General features: G+C 34.4%; 26 protein-coding genes and 1 tRNA gene. 18 read left to right on the plus strand and 9 right to left on the minus strand.

The features are described 5' to 3' along the window. Positions 1–58 precede the first annotated feature (58 nt). The 7 genes from ACN0QX_RS02305 to ACN0QX_RS02335 all read right to left on the minus strand — a co-directional run bounded on the left by ACN0QX_RS02305 (position 59) and on the right by ACN0QX_RS02335 (position 5,786). The gene (locus ACN0QX_RS02305) at positions 59–697 is read right to left on the minus strand and encodes an HdeD family acid-resistance protein (protein WP_376858648.1); all 639 of its coding nucleotides are present in this window, start codon (positions 695–697) and stop codon (positions 59–61) included. Between the two features lie 56 nt (positions 698–753). Next, the gene (locus ACN0QX_RS02310; RefSeq protein WP_376858646.1) at positions 754–1,170 is read right to left on the minus strand and encodes a DUF2141 domain-containing protein; all 417 of its coding nucleotides are present in this window, start codon (positions 1,168–1,170) and stop codon (positions 754–756) included. Between the two features lie 11 nt (positions 1,171–1,181). Then, complete coding sequence (locus tag ACN0QX_RS02315) at positions 1,182–2,189, minus strand: NAD-dependent epimerase/dehydratase family protein (RefSeq protein WP_248397415.1); 1,008 nt, start codon at positions 2,187–2,189, stop codon at positions 1,182–1,184. A gap of 115 nt (positions 2,190–2,304) precedes the next feature. Next, on the minus strand, positions 2,305–3,117 hold the full coding sequence (locus tag ACN0QX_RS02320) for an SDR family oxidoreductase (protein WP_417195323.1): 813 nt from the start codon (positions 3,115–3,117) through the stop codon (positions 2,305–2,307). Positions 3,118–3,154: 37 nt separating this feature from the next. Then, on the minus strand, positions 3,155–4,228 hold the full coding sequence (locus tag ACN0QX_RS02325) for a hypothetical protein (RefSeq protein WP_417195325.1): 1,074 nt from the start codon (positions 4,226–4,228) through the stop codon (positions 3,155–3,157). 100 nt (positions 4,229–4,328) lie between these two features. Continuing rightward, on the minus strand, positions 4,329–5,186 hold the full coding sequence (locus ACN0QX_RS02330) for an META domain-containing protein (RefSeq protein ID WP_417195327.1): 858 nt from the start codon (positions 5,184–5,186) through the stop codon (positions 4,329–4,331). Positions 5,187–5,294: 108 nt separating this feature from the next. After that, on the minus strand, positions 5,295–5,786 hold the full coding sequence (locus ACN0QX_RS02335) for a GbsR/MarR family transcriptional regulator (RefSeq protein WP_417195329.1): 492 nt from the start codon (positions 5,784–5,786) through the stop codon (positions 5,295–5,297). A gap of 200 nt (positions 5,787–5,986) precedes the next feature. On the opposite strand from ACN0QX_RS02335, the gene ACN0QX_RS02340 reads away from it, so the two are divergent. Genes ACN0QX_RS02340 through ACN0QX_RS02350 form a run of 3 tightly spaced genes read left to right on the plus strand, consistent with a single transcriptional unit; the run spans position 5,987 to position 6,904 of the window. Then, positions 5,987–6,385, plus strand: coding sequence for a VOC family protein (locus tag ACN0QX_RS02340; protein ID WP_417195331.1), 399 nt, complete (start codon positions 5,987–5,989; stop codon positions 6,383–6,385). Positions 6,386–6,435: 50 nt separating this feature from the next. Next, on the plus strand, positions 6,436–6,738 hold the full coding sequence (gene hpf, locus ACN0QX_RS02345; RefSeq protein ID WP_376858632.1) for a ribosome hibernation-promoting factor, HPF/YfiA family: 303 nt from the start codon (positions 6,436–6,438) through the stop codon (positions 6,736–6,738). A gap of 19 nt (positions 6,739–6,757) precedes the next feature. After that, positions 6,758–6,904: a hypothetical protein gene (locus ACN0QX_RS02350; RefSeq protein WP_248397403.1), complete on the plus strand. Its 147-nt coding sequence runs from the start codon at positions 6,758–6,760 to the stop codon at positions 6,902–6,904. Between the two features lie 241 nt (positions 6,905–7,145). Here ACN0QX_RS02350 and ACN0QX_RS02355 read toward each other — a convergent pair. After that, a tRNA-Leu gene (locus ACN0QX_RS02355) sits at positions 7,146–7,225 on the minus strand. Positions 7,226–7,382: 157 nt separating this feature from the next. On the opposite strand from ACN0QX_RS02355, the gene ACN0QX_RS02360 reads away from it, so the two are divergent. The 3 genes from ACN0QX_RS02360 to pth all read left to right on the plus strand — a co-directional run bounded on the left by ACN0QX_RS02360 (position 7,383) and on the right by pth (position 9,731). Further along, positions 7,383–8,324 carry a ribose-phosphate pyrophosphokinase gene (locus tag ACN0QX_RS02360; RefSeq protein WP_248397376.1) on the plus strand — a complete coding sequence of 314 codons (942 nt, stop codon included), beginning with the start codon at positions 7,383–7,385 and terminating at the stop codon, positions 8,322–8,324. 53 nt (positions 8,325–8,377) lie between these two features. Then, a complete protein-coding gene (locus ACN0QX_RS02365; protein ID WP_376858627.1) occupies positions 8,378–9,022 on the plus strand; it encodes a 50S ribosomal protein L25/general stress protein Ctc in 645 nt (214 codons plus the stop codon). 142 nt (positions 9,023–9,164) lie between these two features. Then, a complete protein-coding gene (gene pth / locus ACN0QX_RS02370) occupies positions 9,165–9,731 on the plus strand; it encodes an aminoacyl-tRNA hydrolase (protein ID WP_417195423.1) in 567 nt (188 codons plus the stop codon). A gap of 50 nt (positions 9,732–9,781) precedes the next feature. Here pth and ACN0QX_RS02375 read toward each other — a convergent pair whose 3' ends face one another. Then, positions 9,782–12,811, minus strand: coding sequence for a reprolysin-like metallopeptidase (locus ACN0QX_RS02375; protein WP_417195334.1), 3,030 nt, complete (start codon positions 12,809–12,811; stop codon positions 9,782–9,784). 206 nt (positions 12,812–13,017) lie between these two features. Here ACN0QX_RS02375 and ACN0QX_RS02380 point away from each other — a divergent pair, with 206 nt between their 5' ends. From ACN0QX_RS02380 to ACN0QX_RS02435, 12 genes are all read left to right on the plus strand, one after another. After that, complete coding sequence (locus ACN0QX_RS02380; RefSeq protein ID WP_417195336.1) at positions 13,018–15,825, plus strand: choice-of-anchor J domain-containing protein; 2,808 nt, start codon at positions 13,018–13,020, stop codon at positions 15,823–15,825. 83 nt (positions 15,826–15,908) lie between these two features. Beyond that, positions 15,909–16,847 carry a bifunctional riboflavin kinase/FAD synthetase gene (locus ACN0QX_RS02385; RefSeq protein WP_417195338.1) on the plus strand — a complete coding sequence of 313 codons (939 nt, stop codon included), beginning with the start codon at positions 15,909–15,911 and terminating at the stop codon, positions 16,845–16,847. Next, the gene (locus tag ACN0QX_RS02390) at positions 16,834–18,165 is read left to right on the plus strand and encodes an HTTM domain-containing protein (protein WP_417195340.1); all 1,332 of its coding nucleotides are present in this window, start codon (positions 16,834–16,836) and stop codon (positions 18,163–18,165) included. Before ACN0QX_RS02385 ends, ACN0QX_RS02390 begins: the two co-directional genes overlap by 14 nt. 32 nt (positions 18,166–18,197) lie before the next feature. After that, entirely contained in the window at positions 18,198–19,469 is a 1,272-nt protein-coding gene (serS, locus tag ACN0QX_RS02395) for a serine--tRNA ligase (RefSeq protein ID WP_376858617.1), read from the plus strand. A 158-nt stretch (positions 19,470–19,627) separates the two neighbouring features. Further along, positions 19,628–19,756 (plus strand): hypothetical protein, encoded by a 129-nt coding sequence (locus tag ACN0QX_RS02400; RefSeq protein ID WP_256476084.1) that lies wholly within the window; start codon positions 19,628–19,630, stop codon positions 19,754–19,756. Between the two features lie 169 nt (positions 19,757–19,925). Continuing rightward, entirely contained in the window at positions 19,926–21,695 is a 1,770-nt protein-coding gene (locus tag ACN0QX_RS02405; protein ID WP_417195342.1) for a tetratricopeptide repeat protein, read from the plus strand. 104 nt (positions 21,696–21,799) lie between these two features. Beyond that, positions 21,800–22,126, plus strand: a complete 327-nt coding sequence (locus tag ACN0QX_RS02410; RefSeq protein WP_248397360.1) for a DUF4286 family protein — start codon at positions 21,800–21,802, stop codon at positions 22,124–22,126. Positions 22,127–22,162: 36 nt separating this feature from the next. Continuing rightward, the gene (rsmA, locus tag ACN0QX_RS02415; RefSeq protein ID WP_248397358.1) at positions 22,163–22,942 is read left to right on the plus strand and encodes a 16S rRNA (adenine(1518)-N(6)/adenine(1519)-N(6))-dimethyltransferase RsmA; all 780 of its coding nucleotides are present in this window, start codon (positions 22,163–22,165) and stop codon (positions 22,940–22,942) included. A gap of 38 nt (positions 22,943–22,980) precedes the next feature. Continuing rightward, the gene (mgtE, locus tag ACN0QX_RS02420; protein WP_248397356.1) at positions 22,981–24,354 is read left to right on the plus strand and encodes a magnesium transporter; all 1,374 of its coding nucleotides are present in this window, start codon (positions 22,981–22,983) and stop codon (positions 24,352–24,354) included. 231 nt (positions 24,355–24,585) lie between these two features. Continuing rightward, complete coding sequence (locus ACN0QX_RS02425; RefSeq protein ID WP_417195344.1) at positions 24,586–25,521, plus strand: 2-hydroxyacid dehydrogenase; 936 nt, start codon at positions 24,586–24,588, stop codon at positions 25,519–25,521. Positions 25,522–25,530: 9 nt separating this feature from the next. Continuing rightward, on the plus strand, positions 25,531–25,941 hold the full coding sequence (locus ACN0QX_RS02430) for a response regulator transcription factor (RefSeq protein WP_417195346.1): 411 nt from the start codon (positions 25,531–25,533) through the stop codon (positions 25,939–25,941). Positions 25,942–26,045: 104 nt separating this feature from the next. Further along, positions 26,046–26,417 carry a VOC family protein gene (locus ACN0QX_RS02435; RefSeq protein ID WP_417195348.1) on the plus strand — a complete coding sequence of 124 codons (372 nt, stop codon included), beginning with the start codon at positions 26,046–26,048 and terminating at the stop codon, positions 26,415–26,417. Position 26,418: the final 1 nt, after the last annotated feature.

Genomic DNA, 26,418 nt, shown 5'->3' on the forward strand with positions numbered 1-26,418 from the left:
AGATATTTCATAAACCAAACGTGCCGTATAAAAATATTATTTTAAAATTTAGAGTAAATTAATCATCCCATTCGTCTCGAATTTCCTCCATAAGGTCATCATAACGTTCTTTTAGTTCTGCTGAAATAGATTTAGACGATTTATGAATTTGGCGTAATTGTAAACCCAGATAAATACTGAATAATCCACTAAATAAGAAACTCAATGCCACAAGAATAACAACACTCATTCCGGCAAATATGGGATTCCAAATTAAAATGAATGAAAAGATAATTCCTAAAATTCCAAGTCCTAATAAAATACCCCAATTTTTACTTCCATATTGTTTAATATCGAGCGCAAAACTGATAGCTGCCACGGAACGGAATAGAATAATAAATCCAATATAAAACGCCAGAACTGTTATAGATAATGCAGGGTGAATAAGTAATGACGTACCTACAATAAAAGTAATAATTCCAAACGCTAAAGACCAACCCCAATTTTCTAATTGATGCCTATTGACTACTGAAAATATAATTTCTGATAACCCGCCAAATAAAAATGACAAGGCAAATAAAATGGACAAGGTTAATAATGAACCTGCTGGCGACATAAACACAATAATGCTTACGATAACAAAAAACAGTCCAACAAGCACCGGAATGTACCAATGTTTAATGGCCTCTTTAATAGATTTTAAAAATGTTGCTTCCATAATAATAGTTTTAGTTAGTTAGTTAATTCTATGACGATTATATATTTATTCAATTATTAATCCACTAGCTTGATATTCAAAACTTGATCCCCGATTAATGAAAACTTACAATCCACAAATTTGGGTGCCGAAAATTTGGGTTTAAAATTATTTGAAAAACCATACGGCTCTTTTGGAATCCCTATAAAATTTAGATTACAAATGCCATCCGAGTTTTCATCATGATACATAGAAATAGCATAATCACCCTTTGGCAAATCATTGATAATAAGGCGTTCTACATTTTCTTTTACAGTTAATTTATAGTGTTTAATTTCTGAATCTTTTTCCAGAAACCCTTCTTCTGCGTTGTAAATACCAATAATAATATAGCCTTGAATTTTTTCAATATTTTGAATATTGATTGTTAGTTGTGGTGCATCCGAGGACAAAAACCCAAATATAATTGAGATATACGCTAATAACATGTTCATAGGTTTGGGTTTTAATTAAAATAATGTTGCATCTGTTTTTTATCTTGAGCTTTGTAAGCATCATAAGGTTCAGATTGTTTTAATAAATACCATTTTATAGGTTTTTTAAAAATACAGGCTGCTGTTTTTTTTAAGGACGACACTTTTTCAGCTTCCATACTAAAATAATCTTCTAATGAATCTTCTCTAAAGTTAACAATTTTTTCAAGAGCATCACCATCGGCATAATAACCACAATGAAAATTTTTATCGGCAAAGGCGTGTTTTGGAAAATCAAGTTCCCCTAATCCAAAGATAGCAAAGGAACGTTCTAAAAAATGTTCGTAGCTAATGCGGCAGGTTTCACCACCACCTAAATTAAAAATCTGTTTGGACAAGGCCTTTTCCTTTTCGATTCCGTTTACAAATGCACGAGCGGTATCACGTGGTGTAGCAATTTCCAAAGCTGTATTTAAAGGTTGATGGAACATGAGTTTAGACATTTTATGATTTCCCATAATAGCTGCCAGTCTAAAAATAGTCCAATTTAATTGACTGTTTTGCAAGGTCTTTTCGGCGGCAATTTTTGTTTCTGCATACGCGTCACCTTCACTTGGAATGAGCGGATCGCCCACATGTATATACGGATTCTCAATACGATCTCCATATACAGAAATACTAGAACTATACATAAAGAAAGCATTTGGCGACTCCTTTTCCAATTGAGCAATTAAATTTTGCGTGCCTACTGTGTTTACTTTGTGTGCTAATTCAGGCATCTCATCTGCCAAAGGTGGAATAATAGCTGCCAAATGAATAACAGCATCTATATTACGGATAGACTCTAAATTTAAAGGATTTGAAATATCACCATATATAATAGTAATTTGATCTTTAAAAGGTGCAAACTTTTCAATCGTTGCTTTGGATTTTTTATCAAAAACCGTTACCTGATAAATACCTTTTTCAAGGAGTTGTTTTAGTGCTTCAAAACCAACAGTTCCTGAAGCTCCAGTTAGTAAAACATGTGTTTTGTTCATAGGGCGTTTTATTGTTTACATATTTAACAAGCAAACCTTAAGCCAAAAGATACTTTACATATCATTTTAAGATAATTTTATGCATGGTATTTTTTGGCTTGACACGTTTTTCTATTTAATACATGTTTTTAATGTTTTGAATAACACCACCATCTACCAAAATATCAGTTCCCGTAATAAATCGCGCCGCATCACTAACTAAAAAGTTCACCACATCAGCAACATCTTCAGGCTGACCATTACGCTTTAAGGGTGTAGCTTGTTTAATCTTTGCCATGCGTTCTGGGTGTTCTTCAGCTGCTTTCATGGCCATAGGTGTTTCAATAACGCCTGGGGAAACCGTTACAATTCGCGCCGCTTTTTCACCCCACTTATCTGCATTTTTATGACTTAACAAATGCACACCCCGTTTGGCAAAATTGTACATAATATCTGAATCACCGTTTACAAATTGATTTACGGTTTCAAAAGAATTCTCGGCTTGTGGATTTTTCAAAGCCTCATCATAAGCTTCATTTGGAGGAACGGCATGAGCCATCATGGATGATAACAGAACAGCCACCGAACCTTGACCAGCAATTTTATGAAACGCATCTATTAAAAGTTCTGTAGCAACCAAATCTATTGTGTACACCTTCTTTAAGTCCTTAACCGTTCCGCTGACGCCTGCTGTATGAATTAGCGCTTTAAAAGATCCCTTTTCTGAAACATAGTTTACAAGCTTTTCAATATCACTTGTATTGGTAATGTCGCAGGCAATACCTGAAACATTAAAGCCTTCGTTTTTAAGTGTTTGAACGGACTCATCCACCTTTTCTTGCGAATAATCCGTAAGTATTATGGGCTGATTTTTAAATGTTCGTGCACAAGCTTGACCAATACCACCAGCACCTCCTGTTATTACAATACTATTATTTTGAGTTTTCATATAAATTATTTTTAAAATGATTAATTACAATCTAAATTTAATAACGTGTTACGGCACCAAAGCCATTAAATTTTTTCAATTCACCTTTAGGAAGAAAGACCACATCGCCACCAAAATTCATGTTTAATTCAATCATTTCATCATAAATATCGTCAATCACATCCTTGTCTACGCGTTGATCTTCCGATACATATTGAATGTCATCGTTTTCTATAACTGCAGGTTGAAATAAGCCTTGCTCAATAAAAAGCGTTTGGATTTTTCCATCATTAATGGCACGCCAAATTTCATTGGTGTCACTTAAAAATTTGTTTTCAGTTACAGCCTTTAGTAATTCAGATTTTCTTTTGGCGTTCATTTTACTGTTATGTGCTTCCACTATTTTCCATGCCTCGGTTACTATAGCATGATCCTTCTCATTGATTCTATTTTTATTTAAAAAGGTTTCAAAAATGCTCTGTTTATTATCAGCTATTTTTAAGTATTCTGGGTAATTTTCTTCAACTGTACAGATTAAAACTGGCAATGGATTTTTTGCTCTAATAGCATTTACCTCTTTATCAACTTGATTGAAAAATTCTGCTATTAAATTTCTTTGTCGGGATGAAACAACAGGTTCCATTGTGTTTTTATTATCAAATTGTGTATTTACCATTGGGAATGGCGACTTAAACTCTTTAACAACCTGATCATTTAAAGCCTCAATTAATCGGACATTTTCCTGACTTAAAACAAGCACATAATAATGAGACTCGTTATGCATGGCTCTAACTAAATCTCGGGTTGCAAACGTATTATCTATAATGACACGATCGGTAACTTTAATAGGTAACCTTGTATATTCTGCCACATCCTTATTTACAAAAAGCAACAAACTATCTAGATTCATAGCATGATCAATTTGCTTTACTAGCGCGTGCAGTTTTTCAATTAACACTGCAGCATCGCGTTTGGACAAATCAGTAAGTAAGCGTGTTTCAACTTCTTTAACATGGTTTTTAAGCGCAATTTCATCCTTTAAAGCATCGGGTCTTGTACGATGCGAATTCATGATAATTGTTATACAATTTTCTGAACGAATGTCTTTTAATCTTTTTAATGTTGTGTTCATAACTTCAAGTTTTAGTTAATTAATAAATAGCTTATTGAAAAACCTTTAGAGACATTTTAAGAAACGCTATTAAGGCACTAATTGGCTAACTTGGTAAACGTTAATCCATATATACAGCTTCAAAAACCGCTAAAGGTGCTCGTCTACCAACATTTAAGGATAGAATGTCATCTTTAATTGTATAGTTGTCCGTTAATTCAAATATTTTTAAAAATTCAGATTCATTAACATCAACATCGGGACATGCTTTTAGTGTTGTTGCCATATTAACAAAGCGAATTCTATTACCTTCTTCTAACACAAATTCACCACTCATTGTATTACAACCTGCAAAACCTGTTACTTGGTTGTTATTATTTTTTAAGGTGAAAAATATTTCGCGTTCTTGATTATCGGCCATTGTAACCGCTTGTCCTCCTAACGTTTTTAGTTTCCAATATTTTTCAGTAACTAGATTATCATCCATTTTTACCTTTTTAAATTCTGCTAAAGGTGCTCGTTTTCCTTTGTTTAATGATAAAATATTGTTGGCTATTGTAAAATTATCTGCTGTTTCAAAAATGTTCAAAATTTGCGCTTCATTAATTTTAGCATCTGGACACGCCATTCGCGTAGAACCCATTTGCGAAAAAATAATACGATTTCCGTCGTCCAACTTGTAAGCACCTATAAAATTATTACATCCAGAAAAACCGCTAATACTATTATTTTCAGAATCCAAAATGAAATAAATAATTTGTCCATTTTTTTCCCTGTCGGTCATATCCCGACCTTCTAATTTAGTAATAACCCATTTCGTGTTTTCAATAGTAGTCAACTCATTTTCTGATTTTTCTAGTTCCATCTGATTATTTTCTACTTTAATTTCCGATGGAACAGGTGCATTGGATTTTTTGTCTTGATTACATCCTACAAGGGTTAATAAGAAAATGGCTAATGTGGTAATTTTGGTTTTCATAAATACATGTTCTATTTTATCAAATATACATTTAGTTCGTAACATTACGAACTAAATAAGGCTAAAGTATTGTTAAAGTTTAATTCCTGTAAATAAACCAATTATAGGTTATAATTCCTTTTCGTTCTTACGAAACTGTGAAAGCGACTGTATGGTTTCTTGAACTAGAGATTGGGTTTTTCTTAAATAATCTTGAGTAATTATTCCAACAGACTCTTCTAAAGCAAATTTTTCAGGATGTTGCGCCTTTTTGTATTCATTAATTTTCTCTACCAATTCAATTTCTCGGGTAAGCGATTGATTATAGAGTTCTAAAGATTCTAATTGGTAGTATTTAGCAACTTTAAAGTATCTTTTTCTATCACCAGGCTTGGTATAAAACGTAATATAACCTAACTGCGTTAACACATTTACATTTACAGAAGTAGAACTTTTACTAGCTTCAATAGTTTCTCGAATTTCTTCAAAAGTCAAACCATCAGAAGCTGATAATGTTAATAAGGCATATATTCTAGACGCTAAAGGTGAGATATGAAGGCGTTCTTCCATACGTATCCCAATATCTTCAATAAGCTGTTTACTATCTTTCGTTATTTCCATAATACTACAAATATATGTTTAGTTCATAACAACACGAACAAGTTGATGGTAAAGTTTTGTTATTTTTTAAGTTGGTATTTACTCTAATTTCAACCAACATAACCTACTATCAACCTTATTGTTATTGCGTCAATTATAAATTTAATAGCACTAAAAAAAAGTGTGTATACATCTTAAATTTATTGAAAAAACAGAAAATTATGAATGTACAAGCATATTTAGCCTTTAACGGCAATTGTCAAGAAGCATTAACCTTTTATGGTAAATTATTTAATGCAGAAATTAAAAACCGCCAAACGTATGAGGATCGTAAAATTGATGTACCATCATCTTACAGGCAAAAATTACAACACGCTGAATTAAAAGGAAGCGGAATTCGCATAATGGCTTATGATGCCGCTCCGGACACACCATTTAATCACGGCAACCAAATACACATGAGTGTAGATTGCGACTCCAAAGCCGAAGCCGAAAATCTTTTCAACGCGCTATCCAATGGAGGCAAAATACACCATAACTTCAGAGAGCGTGAATGGGGTTATTTTGGTAGATGTTCAGATGAATTTGGAATTAACTGGATGGTGAATTTTAATAATTAACCCAGATATCCGTAATCATAATTTATCCATTAATACTAAAAACAATATACATGCAAATAATATTTGAATACCACGATGTGGCAAGCAGTGAGGCTTTAGAAAATGAAGCGCGAGAAAAATTAGAACAATTAGGTCAGAAATTTGATATGGTAATTCGTGCCGATGTATTTTTTAAAACAGAAAACACCACGTCTGACGAAACCGGAAAAATCTGCAATATTAGATTAAGTTTACCAGGTCCTAGACTTTTTGCCGAAGCGAGTCATGATAATTTTAAAGACTCTCTATTGGAATCTGTTCAAGATTTAGAGCGCCAATTGCGTAAGGTTAAAGAAAAGATGAAAAATTATTAACGATTAAAAACTGTACCTTATGAAATCTTTATTATTAAATGCAGCCTCTATTTTAATACCAGGTAGAAAAGCAAAAATTATTATCGTTGGATTACAATTGGGTTTTCTGGTGTATAAAGTGCTAGAACAAAAAGATGAAAACAAACATATTGAAACACGAAACTGATTCTTTAGCTATCATTTACAATCCCTTTTTTTTAAAAGCACTGTTTACAATACCTAACAGTAATGTATTGTATAATCGTGATTTGTTTCGTTTTTTTCATTTTACTTTTGGATAATGGACTTATCACTCATGTTTTTACGAAACCCTTATTCATGTTAAAATCTATATATCTTTTCCAAAAAACACCACATAATTAAAAAGCCGTAAAAATCTATAAATTAGATTGTTACGGCTTTTCTAGTACTCAAGGCGGGAATCGAACCCGCACTCCGAAGAATCGGATTTTGAATCCGACGTGTCTACCAATTCCACCACTTGAGCATGCTTAAAATTATAGTAGGTGGCAAAATTATAAAATAAAATGCTTCCAAGCATTAAAAATACACCCTTTTATGCTTTTGGAGTTGAAATAAATTCCTAAATTTGCACCTCGTTAAGACGAACTGAATATAATTAGTTATAATACAACCAATTAAACATGCCAAACGTACAAACAGAAGCAAAAATTTTTACCTGTACTCAAAGTAGAGCGCTCGCGGAAAAAATCGCTGATGCCTATGGTATTCGGATGGGTAACGTTATTACATCTACCTATAGTGATGGTGAGTTTCAGCCGTCTTACGAAGAATCTATACGCGGAACGCGTATTTTTATTATTGGCTCTACCAATCCAGGACCGGAAAACCTGATGGAAATGTTGTTAATGATTGATGCAGCAAAACGCGCTTCAGCCAGACACATTACCGCTGTATTACCATACTTTGGTTGGGCCAGACAAGACAGAAAAGATAAACCTCGTGTGCCAATTGCGGCAAAACTAGTGGCAAAAATGCTAGAAGCTGCCGGAGCAACACGTATTATTACCATGGATTTGCATGCGGATCAAATTCAAGGATTTTTTGAAAAACCAGTAGATCATTTATTCGCATCTACTATTTTTCTACCGTATTTAAAAAGTTTAAATTTAGATAATTTAACCATTGCGTCTCCAGATATGGGCGGCTCCAAAAGAGCCTATGCATATTCCAAAGCATTAGAAAGCGATGTGGTTATTTGTTATAAGCAACGTGCTAAAGCTAATGTTATATCACACATGGAATTAATTGGTGATGTTACAGGAAAAAACGTTGTATTAGTAGATGATATGGTGGATACCGCAGGAACTTTAACAAAAGCAGCCGATTTAATGATGGAGCGTGGCGCTTTAAGTGTTCGTGCAATTTGTACGCACCCTATCTTATCAGGCAGCGCATATGAGCGTATTGAGAATTCGAAGTTGGAAGAACTAATTGTAACCGATTCAATTCCTTTAAAACAACAAAGCGACAAAATACGGGTGTTAAGCTGTGCTAATTTATTTGCTGAAGTGATGCTAAACGTACATTACAACAAATCTATTAGCTCAAAATTTATTATGTAGTACCCTTAAAGTACTACCAAAATTAGAATATTAATAACAATTATATATAAACAATGAAGTCAATTACAATTAACGGATCTAAAAGAGAAAGCGTAGGCAAAAAAGCAACAAAAGCCTTACGTAATGCTGGACAGGTGCCTTGCGTATTATACGGAGGTGACAAACCAGTACATTTTAATGCTGAAGAACTTGCATTTTCAAAACTGGTTTATACGCCTAATGCGCATACAGTTGTGATTTCTTTAGATAATGGTGATGAATTTAACGCAGTTTTGCAAGATATTCAGTTTCATCCTGTAACAGATAGAATTTTACATATCGATTTCTATCAATTATTTGAAGACAAGCAGATTTCAATGGAAATTCCTGTACACTTTGTGGGGAATTCTAAAGGAGTTAAAGCTGGTGGTGTTTTACGTAAAAACGCGCGTAAATTACGTGTGAAAGCATTACCAAGTAACTTACCTGATTTTATTGAAATAGACATTACAGATTTAAAAATCGGTGCTAAATTATATGTTACTGCTTTAGAAAACGAAGCATACAAAATTTTACATACTGATAACACAGTTGTTTGTCAAATTAAACGTGCAAGAGCTGCTATGGTTATTGCTACGGATGATGACGAAGAAGAACTTGAAGAAGGTGCAGAAGCAACTGAAGGAACTGATGCTCCAGAAGCAGAAGGTCAAGAATAAATCTAATCTTAGTATCAATATATTTAAAAGCATTCTGATTTTTCAGGATGCTTTTTTATTTTTTCTATAAATTTGAAGCATGTGGAACCTATTTACATTTTTAAATAAACGCCAAGCTTTTAAAACAGCCGAAACAGATAGCATGAAAAAATTTCTAATTGTAGGTTTAGGTAATATTGGTGATAAATACCATAATACCAGACATAATATAGGCTTTAAAGTACTAGACTTTCTAGCGCATAAAGAAGACCTCACTTTTACTACCGATAGATTAGGAGATTTAACCACCTATAAATTTAAAGGACGCACGTTTATATTATTAAAACCGAGTACTTATATGAATTTGAGTGGCAAATCTGTTTTATATTGGTTAACGAAAGAAAAAATTCCTTTAGAAAACCTGCTTATCATTACAGACGATTTGAATTTGCCTTTTGGAAGTATTCGCCTAAAAACCAAAGGAAGTGATGGTGGCCATAACGGACTTAAAGATATTCAAGACAAATTAAATACCACGAAATACAACCGTTTCCGGTTTGGAATTAGTGATGAATTTAGCCAAGGTCGTCAAGTTGATTATGTGTTGGGTGAATGGAATGAAGACGAAAACAAACGCCTACCTGAACGTTTGGAAAAAGCCGCTGAACTTATTAAATCTTTTGGAACAGCAGGCATTAGCAATACGATGAATAGTTTTAATGGAAAATAAAAAAAGGGAAGCCAAATGAGCTTCCCTTTTTTATAAATTTAATCGCAAAATTATTCAACAATTATTTTCTTGGTTGTCCTTTTAGAACCTTCAGAAACTTGCAGTAAGTACATACCAGATTCTACATTTCCAATATTAATAACTTCGTTAAATTCCGAAATATTTTTATAATCATTGGTATAAACACGACGTCCGCGAATATCAAAAACAGTAATGGTAATAGCATCTGTAACGTTGGACATTTTCACATTAAACGTTCCGTTATTTGGATTTGGATAAACACTAAACTCGGAAACAGCAAACTCATCAACAGATAAAGACGTTAAAACATTTACCGAATAATCTTCAACTTCTCCATCATGACCGTTTTGACATGGTGTTGCAGCAGAACTATATTTAGTTACAACGCGCATAGTAGTCGTTCCTAAAACAGCATCAGCCGGAACTGTTACCGCTAAAGGCGAATTAGCTGCTGGTCCATTTGCAGTGCCAATAGCAGACCCCATATCATACATTTCAGAGCCATCAAAAACACAATCTTGATTCCAATCTATCCACACTGTAGAAATACAAGTAAAGTTTCCGTCTGTATTCATATTTACTACTAAATCATACATACTCTCCCGATTAACATCCGTGGAAATAGCTGTATAATTACTATAACCAGACGGTTTTCCTGAAGCATTATCTATAGTATTAAATTGAACCAAGGTTGTACTAGTTTGATATGAAGTATTAGCAATAGAAGCACAAACTCCATCTACCAATGTTAAAATAACATCAACATTCTTTACTGTACTCCCTGAAGTACCAGACACCGTAATTGTATAGTCGCCAGCTGGTGCTCCACCTAAATTATTAACATCCACTATAAAAGAGCCAGACACATCCAAACTGTTAGGTGTTATTACTACATTACTTCCTGCAGGATTTCCAGAAACGGTAAAACCTGTTGTGTCTGTAAATCCATTAATAGCAAAGTAATCAAATTCATATGAAACAGATGTTCCACCACAAATGGCTTGATCGCCATTTGTGTTTACAAAATAGAAATCTGGGTCATTGGTATTAATATTAAAGTTTGAATTAGAAATGTCATAAAAAATATTATCAGCCGCCTCAACCATTACTCTTGCGGTTGTAGATAATGTTCCACTTGGAACGTTTATATCTTCAGTACCATCATTAGGTGTTGCAGCTGCTAAAGTGTACGGGTATGTGAAACCACCATCAGTTGACAATAATATATTTACAGTTTGACAATTTATGGTTGCATTATCAGTTTGCCCAACATTCCACGTTACAGTTTGCGTGGCTCCTTCTGTCCATACATCTCCACCATTAGGTCCAGCAACTGTAAAAGGATCTACATTTTCTACAGTCACAGTCATTAAATCTGCGTCTGTTTGACCAATGCCTGCTGCAAAACCACTACCATTATCTCTTACTATAAAAGAAAACTCCATGTTTCTAGCAACAGAAGGTGTTACTTCCCATGTTGGCGTTAAATTACCAGCAACAACATCACTTAATTTTGGCATATACCGATTTGGTGAATCGCTTGGTAGAATAGAACGATATAGTGGCCCAACGGTCCATGCTGACTGCGGCGCACCATTTCCTGGTGCACGCTCTGGATCATTTTGACTCCAATTATAAGTAAGAGACGCTTCGCCATCTGGATCTGTTGCCGTACCTCTCAAAACATAAGGTGTGCTTTTAGGGATATTATAATCCGCTCCTGCATTTGCTACTGGAGGCTGGTTAACTAAATCTGTTTCAACATCACAAGAACTACTAACTCCAGTTTGAATATTTGCTGAAATATCCCGAATATTTACATAATTAAAGTGCGCATCACTATTGTTTTGCACATTAGTTGCACAAATACCCGCGTAACCCATAATTGAGCTACCGGAAGCTGGTTCTACTTCAGTAGAGCCATTTCCAGAACGACTGCAGGTATTCATAGAGTGCCACCCATCAAATTGATGACCCATTTCGTGTGCTACATAATCAATATCAAAAGGATCGCCTGTTGGATCTGGTCTTCCAGTATAACCCCTTCCTTTATGAAAATTGGTTTGGGACTGACTAGCGCATACACACCCTAAACATCCAGCACTTCCGCCACCCGAAGTATTAAAATTATGACCTATATCATAATTATTAACACCAATGACATTGTCCAAAGTTTGTGCTGTAGTTGTGTTAAATTCGCCGTTCCATGGATCTGTGGCTGGATTTAAATAAATAACAGCATCATTATTAGCAACAAACACAAGCGTAATAGCTAAATCGCGTTCGTAAATTTCATTAACACGATTTATCGTTAATACCATTTGAGCTTGAACATTAGCCTTTTGCTGTGCAACAGTTCCCGAACCTGCAAAAATCTGTCCATACTCACCATTACAGGATTGTGCCAATCTGTAGGTCCTTAATTTTCTATCGTCTGTATCGGCACGACTTGTAGAACGTTCATTGGTTAAAGAGCCTAAATCTATATTTTCGTCTACAAGGCATTCAAAACCCTGTAAATCTTCACCTAAAGTATTTCTACTATAAACCATATAGGAATTTCTGTTTTCCGTGTATGGATCAATATAAACAGAGCTTCTTTTACCAGATAACATCATGGAATGAAGTCCAAATTGAGTCACACTAAAACGCATGGTGGCTGTAGGATCATCAATACCAACGGCCTTATAAGTTTTAATCATTGGATATCTTTCGGCTAATCCTGGCGCCATAATAGGGGATTCAGACACCATAAATTTCTCAAAAGTGCCATCGGCAACAGGAAATTCAACAACAACATTAGAACGTCTGGAGTTTTCACTTCTTAAAGGCGCATTTTCAATTGTATTTTTAAATGCTTGCAAATCTAAATTAAATACTTCAAATTTTGAAGGTTGTGACGCTCGATGAACTTTATCCGCTTTATTAAAACTGCCTTCCTTTGTTTTACTCCAATAGCTGTTTTTTTGTTGCGCCATCACGGCCGGACCAAATGCTAAAACGAAGACTAATAGTAAAAGTTTAAGCTTCTTAAAATAATAATTTGTAGTTTTTCTCATAACACACTTACTTAAGTTAATTTTGTGAATAAATTTAGTTAAATAATTACGAAAACAATAATTTTCATCATTTATTTTGAGGAATTAGAAATACAACACTTATTTTATACTAATACTTGATTAACCAACAAACCCAAAATATTGCACTTACTTTAGTGTTTTTTTTGCTATTTTTACTCCAATTATTTAATCTCTAAATTATAATCATGAAACAAAACAACTTTAAACTAGTTTTTTTATTACTACTGTTTGTAAGTGTTTTTAGTTTACAGGCGCAGCAAAAATCTGCCTTGACAACTTCAATCTCTAACGAACCGCTTCAATTAACTGAAGAAAACCAAAGACATTTTAACGAAACTGGTTTTGTAAGGTGCGCCACTGTAGAAATGGAGGCTTTACGCAGACAAAACAATCCAAACATTCAATCGGATCAAGAATTTGAAAACTGGTTAGCGCCTTTAATTCAAGAACGTCAAGAACGTATTGCTCTAGAAAAAGCTAATGGAACTTACAGACGTGCCGTGGTTAATATCCCTATTATTTTTCACGTAATAACCGGTTCTCAAGGCGATGCTAACGATATTTCAGCCGCTAGAATCCAAGCACAAATAGATCAGTTAAATTTAGATTTTAACAACCTTTCAGGAAGTACAGATCCTGTTGCAGAATCTGCGGAAATAAACTTTATTCCAGCAGCTGTTGATCCTAATGGAAATGTTTTACCAGAACCTGGTATAAATAGAGTTTACGGTTATACTGGTACAATTGCTACTAATACCATGAACGCGACTATTAAACCAGCAACTATTTGGGATCGTTCTTTATACGCTAATATATGGAGTGCAAATTTAGGAGGTGGTGTTTTAGGATACGCACAATTTCCATCTAACTCAACACTGCCAGGCTTAGATCCAAATGGCGGTTCAGCACTTACCGATGGCGTTGTTGTCATTCCAGGTAGTATTGGCTCTTTAACTAACCCAGGAACTGCAGCACCTTATAATGCTGGTCGTACGTTAACACACGAAATTGGTCACTGGATTGGATTAAGACATATATGGGGAGACTCTAATTGTGGAAACGATTTTTGTGCGGATACTCCAGAAAGTTCAACTTCCAATTTTGGTTGTCCAACAAACAACCAAACTACTTGTGATGGTAATAGAGACATGGTTGAAAATTATATGGACTATACGGATGACGCGTGTATGAATATTTTTACAGCAGATCAAGTAAGTAGAATTTTAACTGTTCTTGAAAATGCGGATGGTATTTCAAATTTACCAAATTCTACAACAGGTAGTGCAGAACCTACTATTCTTATAAGTACTACCCTACCTTCTGGAATTTTAGAAGGTGATGGCTGTGGTTTTCAAGACATTGAAATTACATTAACAGCAAGCGAGGCTGGAAATGCTTCGGCAACAGCAACTTTATCACACTCTGGTACGGCAACCGAAAATATAGATTTTGAACTTATTAATAACTCCGTATCATTTCCTCAAGGTGATACAACGGGAAGCAATACTATTACATTACGCGTATATGAAGATGGTATGGTTGAAACTGATGAAACCATTACTTTAAATGTTAATGTATCAACCACTGGCGATTTAGTGGCCACCACAAATACATACGTTATAACTATTACTAATGACGATACAGCTCCAACTAGTTCAGGTAACACCGTTTTATTTAGTGACGGTTTTGAATCGTACACAGATTGGCAAATTACACCTGTTGGCGCTTGGACTATGTTAGACAATGATGGCGATACAACCTATGCAGCAGATAATAACGATTTCCCAAACGAAGGGTATACAGGAACATTTATTGTTTTTAACCCTAGCCAAGGCACACCTGTATTTGGTGACGGATGGAATCCTCATTCCGGAACAAAAGGCTATTACTGCTTTAACTCAACAGGAAGCTCTAGTGGTACACCTGAAAATGATGATTACATTTTTACGCCTCAAATTTCGTTAGATGGAACGAATAGTGAACTCAAATTTTGGGCACAAAGTTTAACCGATAATTACGCGGGAGGCGAACGTTTCCAAGTAGGTATTTCTACTACGGACACTAACCCTGCTAGTTTCACCATTATTACACCTGCACCATACGTTATTCCACCATTAGAATGGACAGAATACACGTATGATTTATCAGCTTATGATGGTCAAGATATTTACATCACGTTTCATGTAGTTTCCGCCGATGAGTTTGTATTTATGTTGGATGATGTTTCTGTTACTGCAGACACAACTACGGGCGCTCAAACACTAGTTAATACAGCAACTACAGCTGGAATTAATGAGGTTGGAATGGCCTATTTTACAGATACTAACACTGGAAACGTTATGATTGACGTGGACAATACAGGTGGCTTTAACTATGCATGCGTGGACGTTTCAGTTTCTAGAGATGTAGCAACTGCAGGAGCAGCAGCAGTTATGTATGGCGCTAATACCGATCCAGATTCTTTTGTTACCGCTAAAACATTCAATATTACTACAACTAACGTTAGCACATCTGATGCTTCAACTATCAACTTCTACTTCAGTGAAGCCGAACTTGCGGGTTGGGAAGCACTAACAGGAAATTCTAGAAGTGAACTTTTTGTGAAAAATGAACTCACTAATGAAGTGGCAGCTATTACTATTTCTGCTTTTGGATCTGATTCCAAATTAGCAGCTTCCTTTACATCAGGTCTTGAAGGAATTTATGTTTTTGGTACACAATTAGCGTTATTATCTGTTGATGCATTTGAAATGGCTTCCACGTTGTCCGTTTATCCAAACCCAACAACATCTGTTTTAAATATTAAAACTACGGATGCTAACTTGCCTGATAGTTATGCTGTATACAACATGCTTGGTCAAGTTGTTAAAACGGCTACTATTTTAGGCGCTTCAGATTTACAAATCAATACATCTGATATAAGTAATGGCATGTACTTTATTAAAATACGTAAAGACAATTCATCACTTACAATACCATTTATTAAGAAATAAAAAAACGTTTCTTTTAAAACTTAAAAGCGGATTGGTATTTATATCAATCCGCTTTTCTATTTTTGTACAAATACTTTTTTCCATTGAAAATAATACAAACGCATCATAGCGACTTTGAGAATGAAACTGTTGTTACCATTGGTACATTTGATGGTGTTCATATTGGACATCAAAAAATAATAGAAAAACTAGTTACATCTGCTAAAAATAATGCTCTAAAATCAGCTATAATGACCTTTTTTCCACACCCAAGAATGGTGCTGCAGAAAGATACCACCATCAAATTACTCAACACTATAGATGAAAAAGCAGCCATCATGGAAGCTCACGGGTTGGATTATTTGGTTATTAAAAAGTTTACTAAAGCATTTTCCCGACTAAAGGCGGAAGATTTTGTTTTTGACATTTTAGTAAAACAACTGCGAGCTAAAAAAGTTATTATTGGTTACGACCACCATTTTGGAAGGAATAGAACAGCCAATATTGATGATTTACGCCAATTTGGTATTGACTATCAATTTGAAGTTGAAGAAATTTCAGCACAAGACATCAATGATGTTTCTGTTAGTTCTACAAAAATTAGAACAGCACTATTAAATGGAGACATAAAAACAGCCAATAGCTATTTAGGTTATAACTACATGTTGACCGGAACCGTAATTCACGGTAAAGGATTAGGTAAAGAAATAGGTTTTCCAACGGCTAATCTGCATATTGAAGAACACTATAAACTAATACCAGCAGATGGCGTTTATGTGATTAAATCTAAAATAAACAATCACATCTATTTTGGGATGATGAATATAGGCACAAATCCCACGGTAAATCCAGAAAATAATCAGTCCATTGAAATAAATTTCTTTAATTTAGAAGCATCGTTATATGGTTCTAAATTAAAAATAGATATGCTTGAACGCATCCGAGACGAGCAGAAATTTAATTCCGTGACCGAATTACAGGCACAATTAGAAAAGGATAAACAAACCGCTTTACAGTATATAAAAAATCATGCGACTCACTAATTTTCTTTTTAAACAAGTAGATAATTCGGCCTTAATAGTTTTTCGGATTATTTTCGGTCTTCTTTGTTTGTTGGAATCTATTGGTGCCATTTTCACTGGTTGGATTAAGCGAACATTAATTGATCCCCAGTTTACATTTTCTTTTATTGGCTTTGAATGGCTGCAGCCGTTACCGGGTAATGGCATGTATATTTACTACACCATTATGGGTCTTTTTGGCCTTTTTATTATGCTAGGATACAAATATCGTGTGAGTGCTTTTATGTTTACACTGTTATGGACCGGCACGTATTTAATGCAAAAATCATCGTATAACAACCATTACTATTTATTGGTTCTTTTAAGTGCCATCATGATTATTTTGCCAGCACATAAAAATGTTTCAATAGATGCCAAATTAAATCCGAAAATTAAAGAAATAGCGATGCCAAATTGGTGCAGGTATATTTTTGTTTTACAGATGTTTATTGTTTATACCTACGGTTCCATTGCCAAATTATATCCAGATTGGCTAGACGCTTCTGTTATGGCTATTTTAATGAAAAGTAAGGAACATTATTTTTTAATTGGTGAATTCCTACAAAATGAATGGATGCACTATTTTCTAGCTTATGGCGGCATTCTATTCGATGGTTTAATTATTCCTTTACTGCTTTATAAACCAACACGAAAACTCGCGTTTTTTGCTTCTATATTTTTCCATCTGTTCAACTCCTTTGTTTTTCAAGTTGGAATTTTCCCATACTTATCCCTTGCTTTCGCCTTATTCTTTTTTGAGCCTAAAACAATACATCGCATATTTTTAAAACGAAAACCTTTTTATGAAGGTTCTGAAGTAATTATTCCACCCTATAAAAAACCGATGCTTACTGTTTTCGGCATCTACTTTTTAGTTCAAATTTTATTGCCTTTACGTCAACATGTTTTTCCACAATCGGTTTTATGGACGGAGGAAGGCCATAGAATGTCTTGGCGCATGATGCTGCGCTCAAAAAGTGGCCATACCCTTTATCATGTTGTGGATAAAAAAACACAAGTGAGAACCACTATTAATTTAGACTATTATTTAACACCTAAACAAAAGCGTTTAGCCAGTGCTAAAGCAGATGTTATATGGCAGTTTGCGCAAATATTAAAAGAAGATTTTGCTAAAAAAGGACAAGATGTTTCTGTTTTTGTGGACTGTAGAATAAGCGTGAATGGACGCAGTTATATTCCGTTTATTAATCCAAAAACAGATATAGCCGCAACCAAGTGGTCCGCATTTAAGCATAGCGAATGGATTTTACCACCAAAACAAGATTATTTCACACGGTAATTACGTAAATTTGCCGCTTAAAATTTTATCACATGTTACAAGTACCTTTTATTAGAGAGCATAAAGATTTGGTTATTGAACGTTTGGCAAAACGCCAAATTGATGCTACCAAAATGATTAATGAAGTCATTGCGCTGGACGAAAAAAGACGCCAAGAACAAACCTTACTGGATAATACACTATCAGAATCCAATACGCTTTCTAAAGAAATTGGTACCCTATACAAATCTGGTCAGGCTGAAAAAGCAAATGCGCTTAAAGCCCGTACTACCGATTTAAAAAGTCAATCCAAAGAATTAACAGATACATTAAATGAAACTGTTGAAGCTTTAAATCAATTATTATATCAAATTCCAAATGTTCCCAATGAACTCGTTCCAACTGGAAATTCTGAAGATGATAATGAGGAGGTTTTCAAAGAAGGAACCATTCCAACCCTTCACGAAAATGCCTTACCTCATTGGGAATTAGCGAAAAAATATGATATAATAGATTTTGAATTAGGCAACAAAATTACTGGAGCTGGTTTCCCAGTATATAAAGGAAAAGGCGCCAGATTACAACGAGCATTAATTGCTTATTTTTTAGATAAAAATACCGAAGCTGGTTATACCGAATATCAATTACCACTTTTGGTTAATGAAGCCTCTGGATTTGGAACAGGTCAATTACCTGATAAAGAAGGACAAATGTACCATGTAACAGAAGATAATTTATATTTGATACCAACTGCCGAAGTCCCGGGAACCAATATTTTTCGCGATGTTATTTTAAACGAGAGCGAATTACCAATTGGTATTACAGGTTACACACCTTGTTTCCGTCGTGAAGCTGGGAGTTATGGTGCGCATGTTCGTGGTTTAAACAGATTACACCAATTTGATAAAGTAGAAATTTTACGTATTGAGCGCCCTGAAAACTCATATGCGGCTTTAGATACTATGGTGGAACACGTTAAAGGCATTTTACAAGAACTTAAATTACCTTACCGTATTTTACGCCTTTGTGGAGGCGATTTGGGCTTTACCTCGGCTATGACTTATGATTTTGAAGTGTTTTCAACAGCACAAGATAGATGGTTAGAAATTTCATCGGTTTCTAATTTTGAAACCTTTCAGGCTAATCGTTTAAAATTACGTTTCAGAAACAGCGACGGCAAAAATGAATTAGCACACACACTTAATGGTAGCTCATTGGCATTGCCGCGTGTATTGGCAGGTATTTTAGAAAACTATCAAACACCTGAAGGTATTGTTATTCCAGACGCATTAATACCTTATACAGGTTTTTCTATAATTGATTAAAATTGTAGGTTTTATCCTACTTGATTTTCACTAGAATTTATAAAAAATCGTTAAAAAGCAAAAATTACCTGCTGTTTAACGATTTTTTGCTGTTTTATTTTGTTAATTAACAAATATTGTTGAAGTTCGTGTACCCTAAAGTTTTAAACCTACTTATCATGAAAAATCTTACACGACTTTTTCTTCTAATTGTTTTAGCAGTCATAGCCGGCAAAGTCCTTGTTTCAGATTTCGATTTATCCAAAAAAGATCATGCCAATGCAACGGCTTCCGTTGTTTCGGAATAATATTAGTTAAATTACCCAATCAGGTAACTGAATCATTTTGTAATTTACAATGGTTAATAGCACATTTATTTTGGTTGGTAAATGCCTGAAAACTCTTCAGGCATTTTTTTTATAAAAACATTCACATCATCTCCAGCGCACTTTTGCTATATTTACACAAAGTAATATTATGCGTCTTTTTCTTTTATGCTTTTTTCTATTTTCGGTCAGTATGTTTTCGCAAGAAGACTTGCTCGCTAAAGAGTATTCTAAAAACGGTGAGTTTGAAAAAGCGCTCTTGGCATATCAAGAATTACATAGAAATTCGGCTAATAATAATGCCTATTTTTTAGAGCTTATTAAAATGCATCAGCAGCTAGAACAATTGGATCAGGCTGAAGCTCTTTTAATCCAGCAAATTGAACGGGTAAAATACCCCGCGCTTTATGTAGAATTGGGTTATAACTACCAATTAAAAAACGATTTAGAATCTGCCAATGCCAATTATAAGAAAGCCATTTCCTTTTTAGACGAAAATCCAAATTTCGCGTATTCAATTGGTAAGTTTTTCGAAAATCGCTCCCTTTTAGATCAAGCTATTACTACTTATGAGAAAGCCATGGTCCTAAAACCAGCCATGAATTTTAACATTCAACTATCACGTATATATGGGGAGCAAGGCAATGTAAAAAAAATGTTTAGTAGTTATTTAAATTTTGTGGATGTTAATAGTTCCTATTTAAATACCATTAAACGCGCCATGAGTGATTTTATAACAGATGATTCAGAGAACGAAAACAATCTCATTTTAAAACGCTTATTGCTCAAAAAAATACAACAAGAGCCTAACTTGCTTTGGAATGAATTGTTGAGTTGGCTTTTTATTCAACAAAAAGATTATAATAAAGCGTTTGCTCAAGAAAAAGCCATCTTTAACAGGCAACCAGAAAGTTTAGAGCGCATTGAAGAATTGGCCTTTGTAGCAATGAACGACCATGATTTTGATGTATCTAAAACCATTTTCACCTACTTGGCAGAAACAGCTCAAAATCCAGATGTTAAAATTGGGGCGCATTATAATTTACTGCAAATTGCGTTAAAAACTGAAACCGATTTAGAAACTATTGAAAACACCTATTTAGAGCTTTTTGAAACTTTCGGAAAATTTAACCAAACCATAAATTTACAGGTTGCTTACGCACACTTTTTGGCATTTTACAAGCATGATCCACAAGCCGCAACGGTGTTCTTAAAAGAAAGTTTAAAACTCCCTTTATCCGATTTAGATGAAGGAACGGTAAAATTAGAGTTGGGTGATATTCTAGTATTGCAAGAAAAATTCAACGAAGCTTTAATTTATTTTACCCAAATTCAACGTAATTTAAAAAATAGTACTTTGGCTCAAGAAGCACGCTTTAAAGTTGCCCAAACCAGTTACTATAAAGGCGATTTTAAATGGGCAGAATCTCAACTTAAAATTTTAAAATCATCAACATCTCAACTTATTGCTAATGATGCATTGGATTTAATGTTACTAATTACAGATAATAAATTTGAAGATTCCACGCAAGCCGCTTTAAAACTTTACGCCAAAGCCGATTTAATGGCCTTTCAAAACAAACCCAATGAAGCCATTGCGCTTTTAAATACCATTTTAAAAAATTACAAAGGACAATCCATAGAGGATCAAGCACTTTACAAGCAGGGCAAACTGTATGAGTCTAAAAATCAATTTGAAAAAGCAGTCGTTAATTATCAAATCATCATTGCTAATTTTAAAGATGATATTTTAGCCGATGATGCTTACTTTGCTTTAGCCGAATTGTATGAAAATCAACTTCAAGACCCACAAAAAGCCAAAGAAAACTACGAGCAAATTATTTTTAATTATCAAGACAGTATTTACTTTGTGGATGCACGCAAACGATACCGTGTTTTACGAGGAGACGATTTAAATTAGAAAATAGTACCTTAATTCAGGAAAAAAGGCCAAAACCTTTTGATGATGAGCGCGAACTCCTGTAATTTGCACAACTAGGTATTTAAACAGCAAATTTTACACGCATGATTATTTATAATGTGACTATTAACATAGAAAAAAATCGCCATCAAGAATGGTTAAATTGGATGAAAACAGACCACATTCCAAAAGTATTAGCTACAGGAAAATTTAAAGACGCCAAACTAACACGTGTTTTAGTTGAAGAGGAAATGGGTGGTGTTACTTATTCTGTTCAGTTTTGCGCGCACTCTAGGCAAACACTAGATAGCTATTACAATAACGATGATGACGGATTGCGATTAGAAGGACTCAAAAAATTTGGAGATAAAATGCTTTTATTTTGCACCGAATTAGAAGTTATAGAAGAATTTACCATGAGTGCCAAATAGAGAGCAATTCATTTAAAAAAAAACAAAAAACCAAACATGTCTGTAAAAGCAAAAAAACATTTAGGCCAGCATTTCTTAACGGATGAAACCATTGCAGAAAAAATTGCCGATTCCTTGTCTTTTAAAGGCTACAAGCACGTCCTTGAAATTGGTCCTGGTATGGGCGTTTTAACCAAGTATCTTCTTAAAAAAGATATCACAACCCATGTTATAGAAATAGATACCGAATCTGTTGCGTACCTTAAAAACAACTATCTCAATCTAGCCGATCGGGTTATAGAGAAAGATTTTTTAAAATACGATTTAAAAGAAGTTTTCCATGATGAGCCCTTCGCTATAATTGGAAATTTCCCATATAACATTTCTACACAAATCGTTTTTAAAACTTTAGAAATGCGGAACCAGATTCCGGAGTTTTCAGGGATGTTTCAAAAAGAAGTTGCTCAACGTATTTGCTCCAAGGAAGGCAGCAAAGTGTATGGTATTTTATCGGTTTTAACGCAAGCATTTTACGATGCAGACTATTTATTTACCGTTCCGCCAACGGTTTTTAATCCACCACCAAAAGTGGAATCTGGTGTGCTTATACTAAAACGAAAAGAAAATTTTTCGCTTCCATGCGATGAGAAATTATTTTTTAAAGTTGTAAAACAAGCCTTTCAACAACGGAGAAAAACATTGCGAAATAGCTTAAAAACCTTCAATCTGTCTGATAATTTAAAAGCAAATGTTATCTTTGACAAGCGACCAGAACAGTTATCTGTAACCGCTTTTCTGGAACTTACACAACTGATAGAAACTGATGAAAATGACTAAATCTTTGTTGTCTTAACAAAGTAACTTAACAAAAACGCATGTCCGAAGAACAAGAGAATATCCAATTTCAGCTTACAGACGAACTTATTGAACAGGTTGAGAATCTTATCGAATTTAAAAATGATAAGGATCTTAAAACTCTATTGATGGATTTTCACCATGCCGATATAGCCGAGATTCTTGATGAACTTAATCTGGAAGAAGCCGTTTATGTTATTAAATTATTAGATTCTGATACGACAGCCGATATTCTAATTGAGTTAGATGAGGATACGCGCGAAAAAATTCTTAAAAACCTATCGGCTAAAGAAATTGCCGAAGAAATTGAAGAATTAGACACCGATGATGCAGCCGATATTATTGCGGAACTTTCTGAAGAACGTCAAGCCGAGGTTATTTCTCATATTGAGGATACAGAGCATCGTGATGAAATTACCGAACTTTTAGCCTATGATGAAGACACAGCTGGTGGACTCATGGCAAAAGAACTCGTTAAAGTTTATGAAACTTGGACCGTTGCAGGTTGTTTACGCCGCATTCGTGGTCAGGCAAAAGATGTGAGACGTGTACATTCCATTTACGTAGTAGACAGACAGAATAAATTAAAAGGGCGCTTATCTTTAAAGGATTTAATTGTTGCTAAAAGCGACCAAAAAATTGCAGATATCTATATTACTAGTGTGGATTATGTTTTTGTAGACGAAGATGTTGAAGAAGTGGCTAAAGTTATGCAAAAATACGATTTAGAAGCCATTCCTGTAGTCGATAAAAATTACACCTTATTGGGGAGAATTACTATTGACGATATTGTAGATGTTATTCGTGAAGAAGCCGATAAAGATTACCAATTAGCGGCAGGTATCTCACAAGATGTAGAAGCCGATGATAGTATATGGAAACTCACAAAAGCACGTTTACCATGGTTATTAATTGGAATGTTTGGTGGTCTTGGAGCCGCTGGAATTATCGAGCAATTTAACGACCATATGGGAGCCTTCGTGGTACTGTTAAGTTTTGTGCCATTAATCCAAGCAACCGCTGGAAATGTTGGTGTACAATCGTCAGCTATTGTTGTTCAAGGATTAGCAAATGATACCATAGATGGCAATATTATTAAACGCTTATTAAAAGAAGCCTTACTAGGTTTAGTTAACGGAATTGCGATTGCTTGTATAGGTTTAGTCATTACACATTTCGTGTTTAGCACACCATACATTGTTTCTATAACTATTAGTATTGCACTAATAGCCGTGATAATAATGGCAGCAATAATTGGCACCTTTATTCCTATTTTTCTTAATAAACGAGGCATTGACCCAGCCGTAGCAACAGGACCATTTATTACTACCAGTAATGATTTATTTGGTATATTAACGTACTTTCTCATTGCCAAACTTATTTTAGGTTTTTAAAATATTTAAATAATTTGTGGTGTTACTATACAGTCGCACTATACAGCTTAATTTTTTCTTGTTTTAAACGAACGGATGCCGTTTCAACTGAAAAGAAATCTTGAGACCTTATTTGCCAAATGAAACATGGACTCCTAAGTATGAGCACGAACAATATCTTGAATTGAAAATCGGGAGTTCATGTTTAGGTTTTATATATTTGAAGTAAACTAATCTGTTGTTTTTATACACATGAAAATACTCCACCTAGATACCAATCACCCATTAATGCTTGAGCAATTAAATGCTTTAGGCTTTCAAAACGATGAAGATTACACGGCTTCTAAATCCGAGATTGAGACCAAAATTCACGCCTATGATGGTGTTATTATTCGCAGTCGTTTTAGTATAGACAAGCAGTTTCTAGATGCGGCCACCAAACTAAAATTTATTGGTCGTGTAGGTGCTGGGGTGGAAAATATTGATGGTGACTATGCCAAGCAAAAAGGAGTTCAGCTTATTTCCGCACCAGAAGGAAACAGAAATGCAGTTGGCGAACATACTTTAGGCATGCTGCTTTCTTTATTTAACAAATTTAACAAAGCAGACCATGAAATTAGAAAGGACCAATGGTTACGGGAAGAAAACCGAGGTGTTGAGCTAGATGGAAAAACCGTAGGCTTAATTGGCTATGGAAATATGGGAAAAGCCTTTGCTAAAAAATTACGAGGCTTTGATGTCACCGTTTTATGTTACGACATTCAATCCCATGTGGGCGATGAAAATGCCAAGCAAGTGGATTTAAAAACACTGCAAACCCAAGCCGATGTATTAAGTTTACACACGCCACAAACTCCCCTAACACTATATATGGTGAATACAGAATTTATAAACGCATTCCATAAACCATTTTGGCTGATTAATACGGCTCGAGGCAAGAGTGTTGTAACCGATGATTTGGTAACCGCTTTAAAATCTGGTAAAATTTTAGGTGCTGGATTAGATGTTTTAGAATACGAAAAAGCATCGTTTGAACAGTTATTTTCATCCAAAATGCCAGAGGCTTTTCAGTATTTAATTAAAGCCGAAAATGTGCTTTTAACACCGCATGTGGCTGGTTGGACGGTGGAAAGCAAGAAAAAATTAGCACAAACCATCGTGGATAAAATTAAAGTAAAATTTTGTTAATTCATCCTTATGAAAAAAACCGTTTTTATTTATTCTGCACTTATTATTGCTTTACTTTCATTATTTCAATTGAGCCAGTATGCCGTAATTTCTGGAGACTTAAAAATTGAAATCGCCATTGCGTTTAGCGCTATTGTATGTTTCTTTGTCGGCGTTTATATCAGTAAGAAAAATTCTTCGCATCAACCTATACTGACCAAAAAAATAGACACACACAAATTAAAAGAATTAGAAATTACAACGCGTGAATATGCTGTTCTAAAACAAATATCAGAAGGCTTATCTAATAAAGAAATTGGCGAAAAATTATTTGTATCTGAAAGTACTGTAAAAACACATGTATCAAACTTATTGGCAAAACTACAGGCTAAAAGACGAACGGAAGCACTAAAAATAGCCAAACAACTCCAAATTATTTAATTTCCCTACATTTATACTAAAGTAAGTGGGTTTTGGTACTTTAGTATGAGCGCTAAAAATAACAAATCTTCTATTTTTGATTATTAATTTTAAACTATCATATTATGGAATTAGGAGCTTTTTCAGTTAGCTTAAGTGTTAAGAATTTATCAAAATCAAAAATATTTTATGAAACTCTCGGGTTTAAAGTTTTCGGTGGTGACATGGAAAAAAATTACCTGATTATGAAAAACAATAAAACCTTAATAGGCTTATTTCAAGGAATGTTTGAAAATAATATTCTAACTTTTAATCCGGGTTGGGATGAAAACGCTAACACGCTAAAAACATATACAGATGTTCGTGACATTCAAAGCCAACTCAAGAAAAAAGATGTATCATTTATATCTGAAGTAAAAACCAACACGTCTGGTCCAGGTAGCTTTGTTATTAGTGATCCTGATGGGAATACGATTCTAGTAGACCAACACATCTAAT

This window comes from Bizionia sp. (assembly GCF_048259285.1).
GTDB classification, from domain to species: domain Bacteria; phylum Bacteroidota; class Bacteroidia; order Flavobacteriales; family Flavobacteriaceae; genus Algorimicrobium; species Algorimicrobium hallyeonense.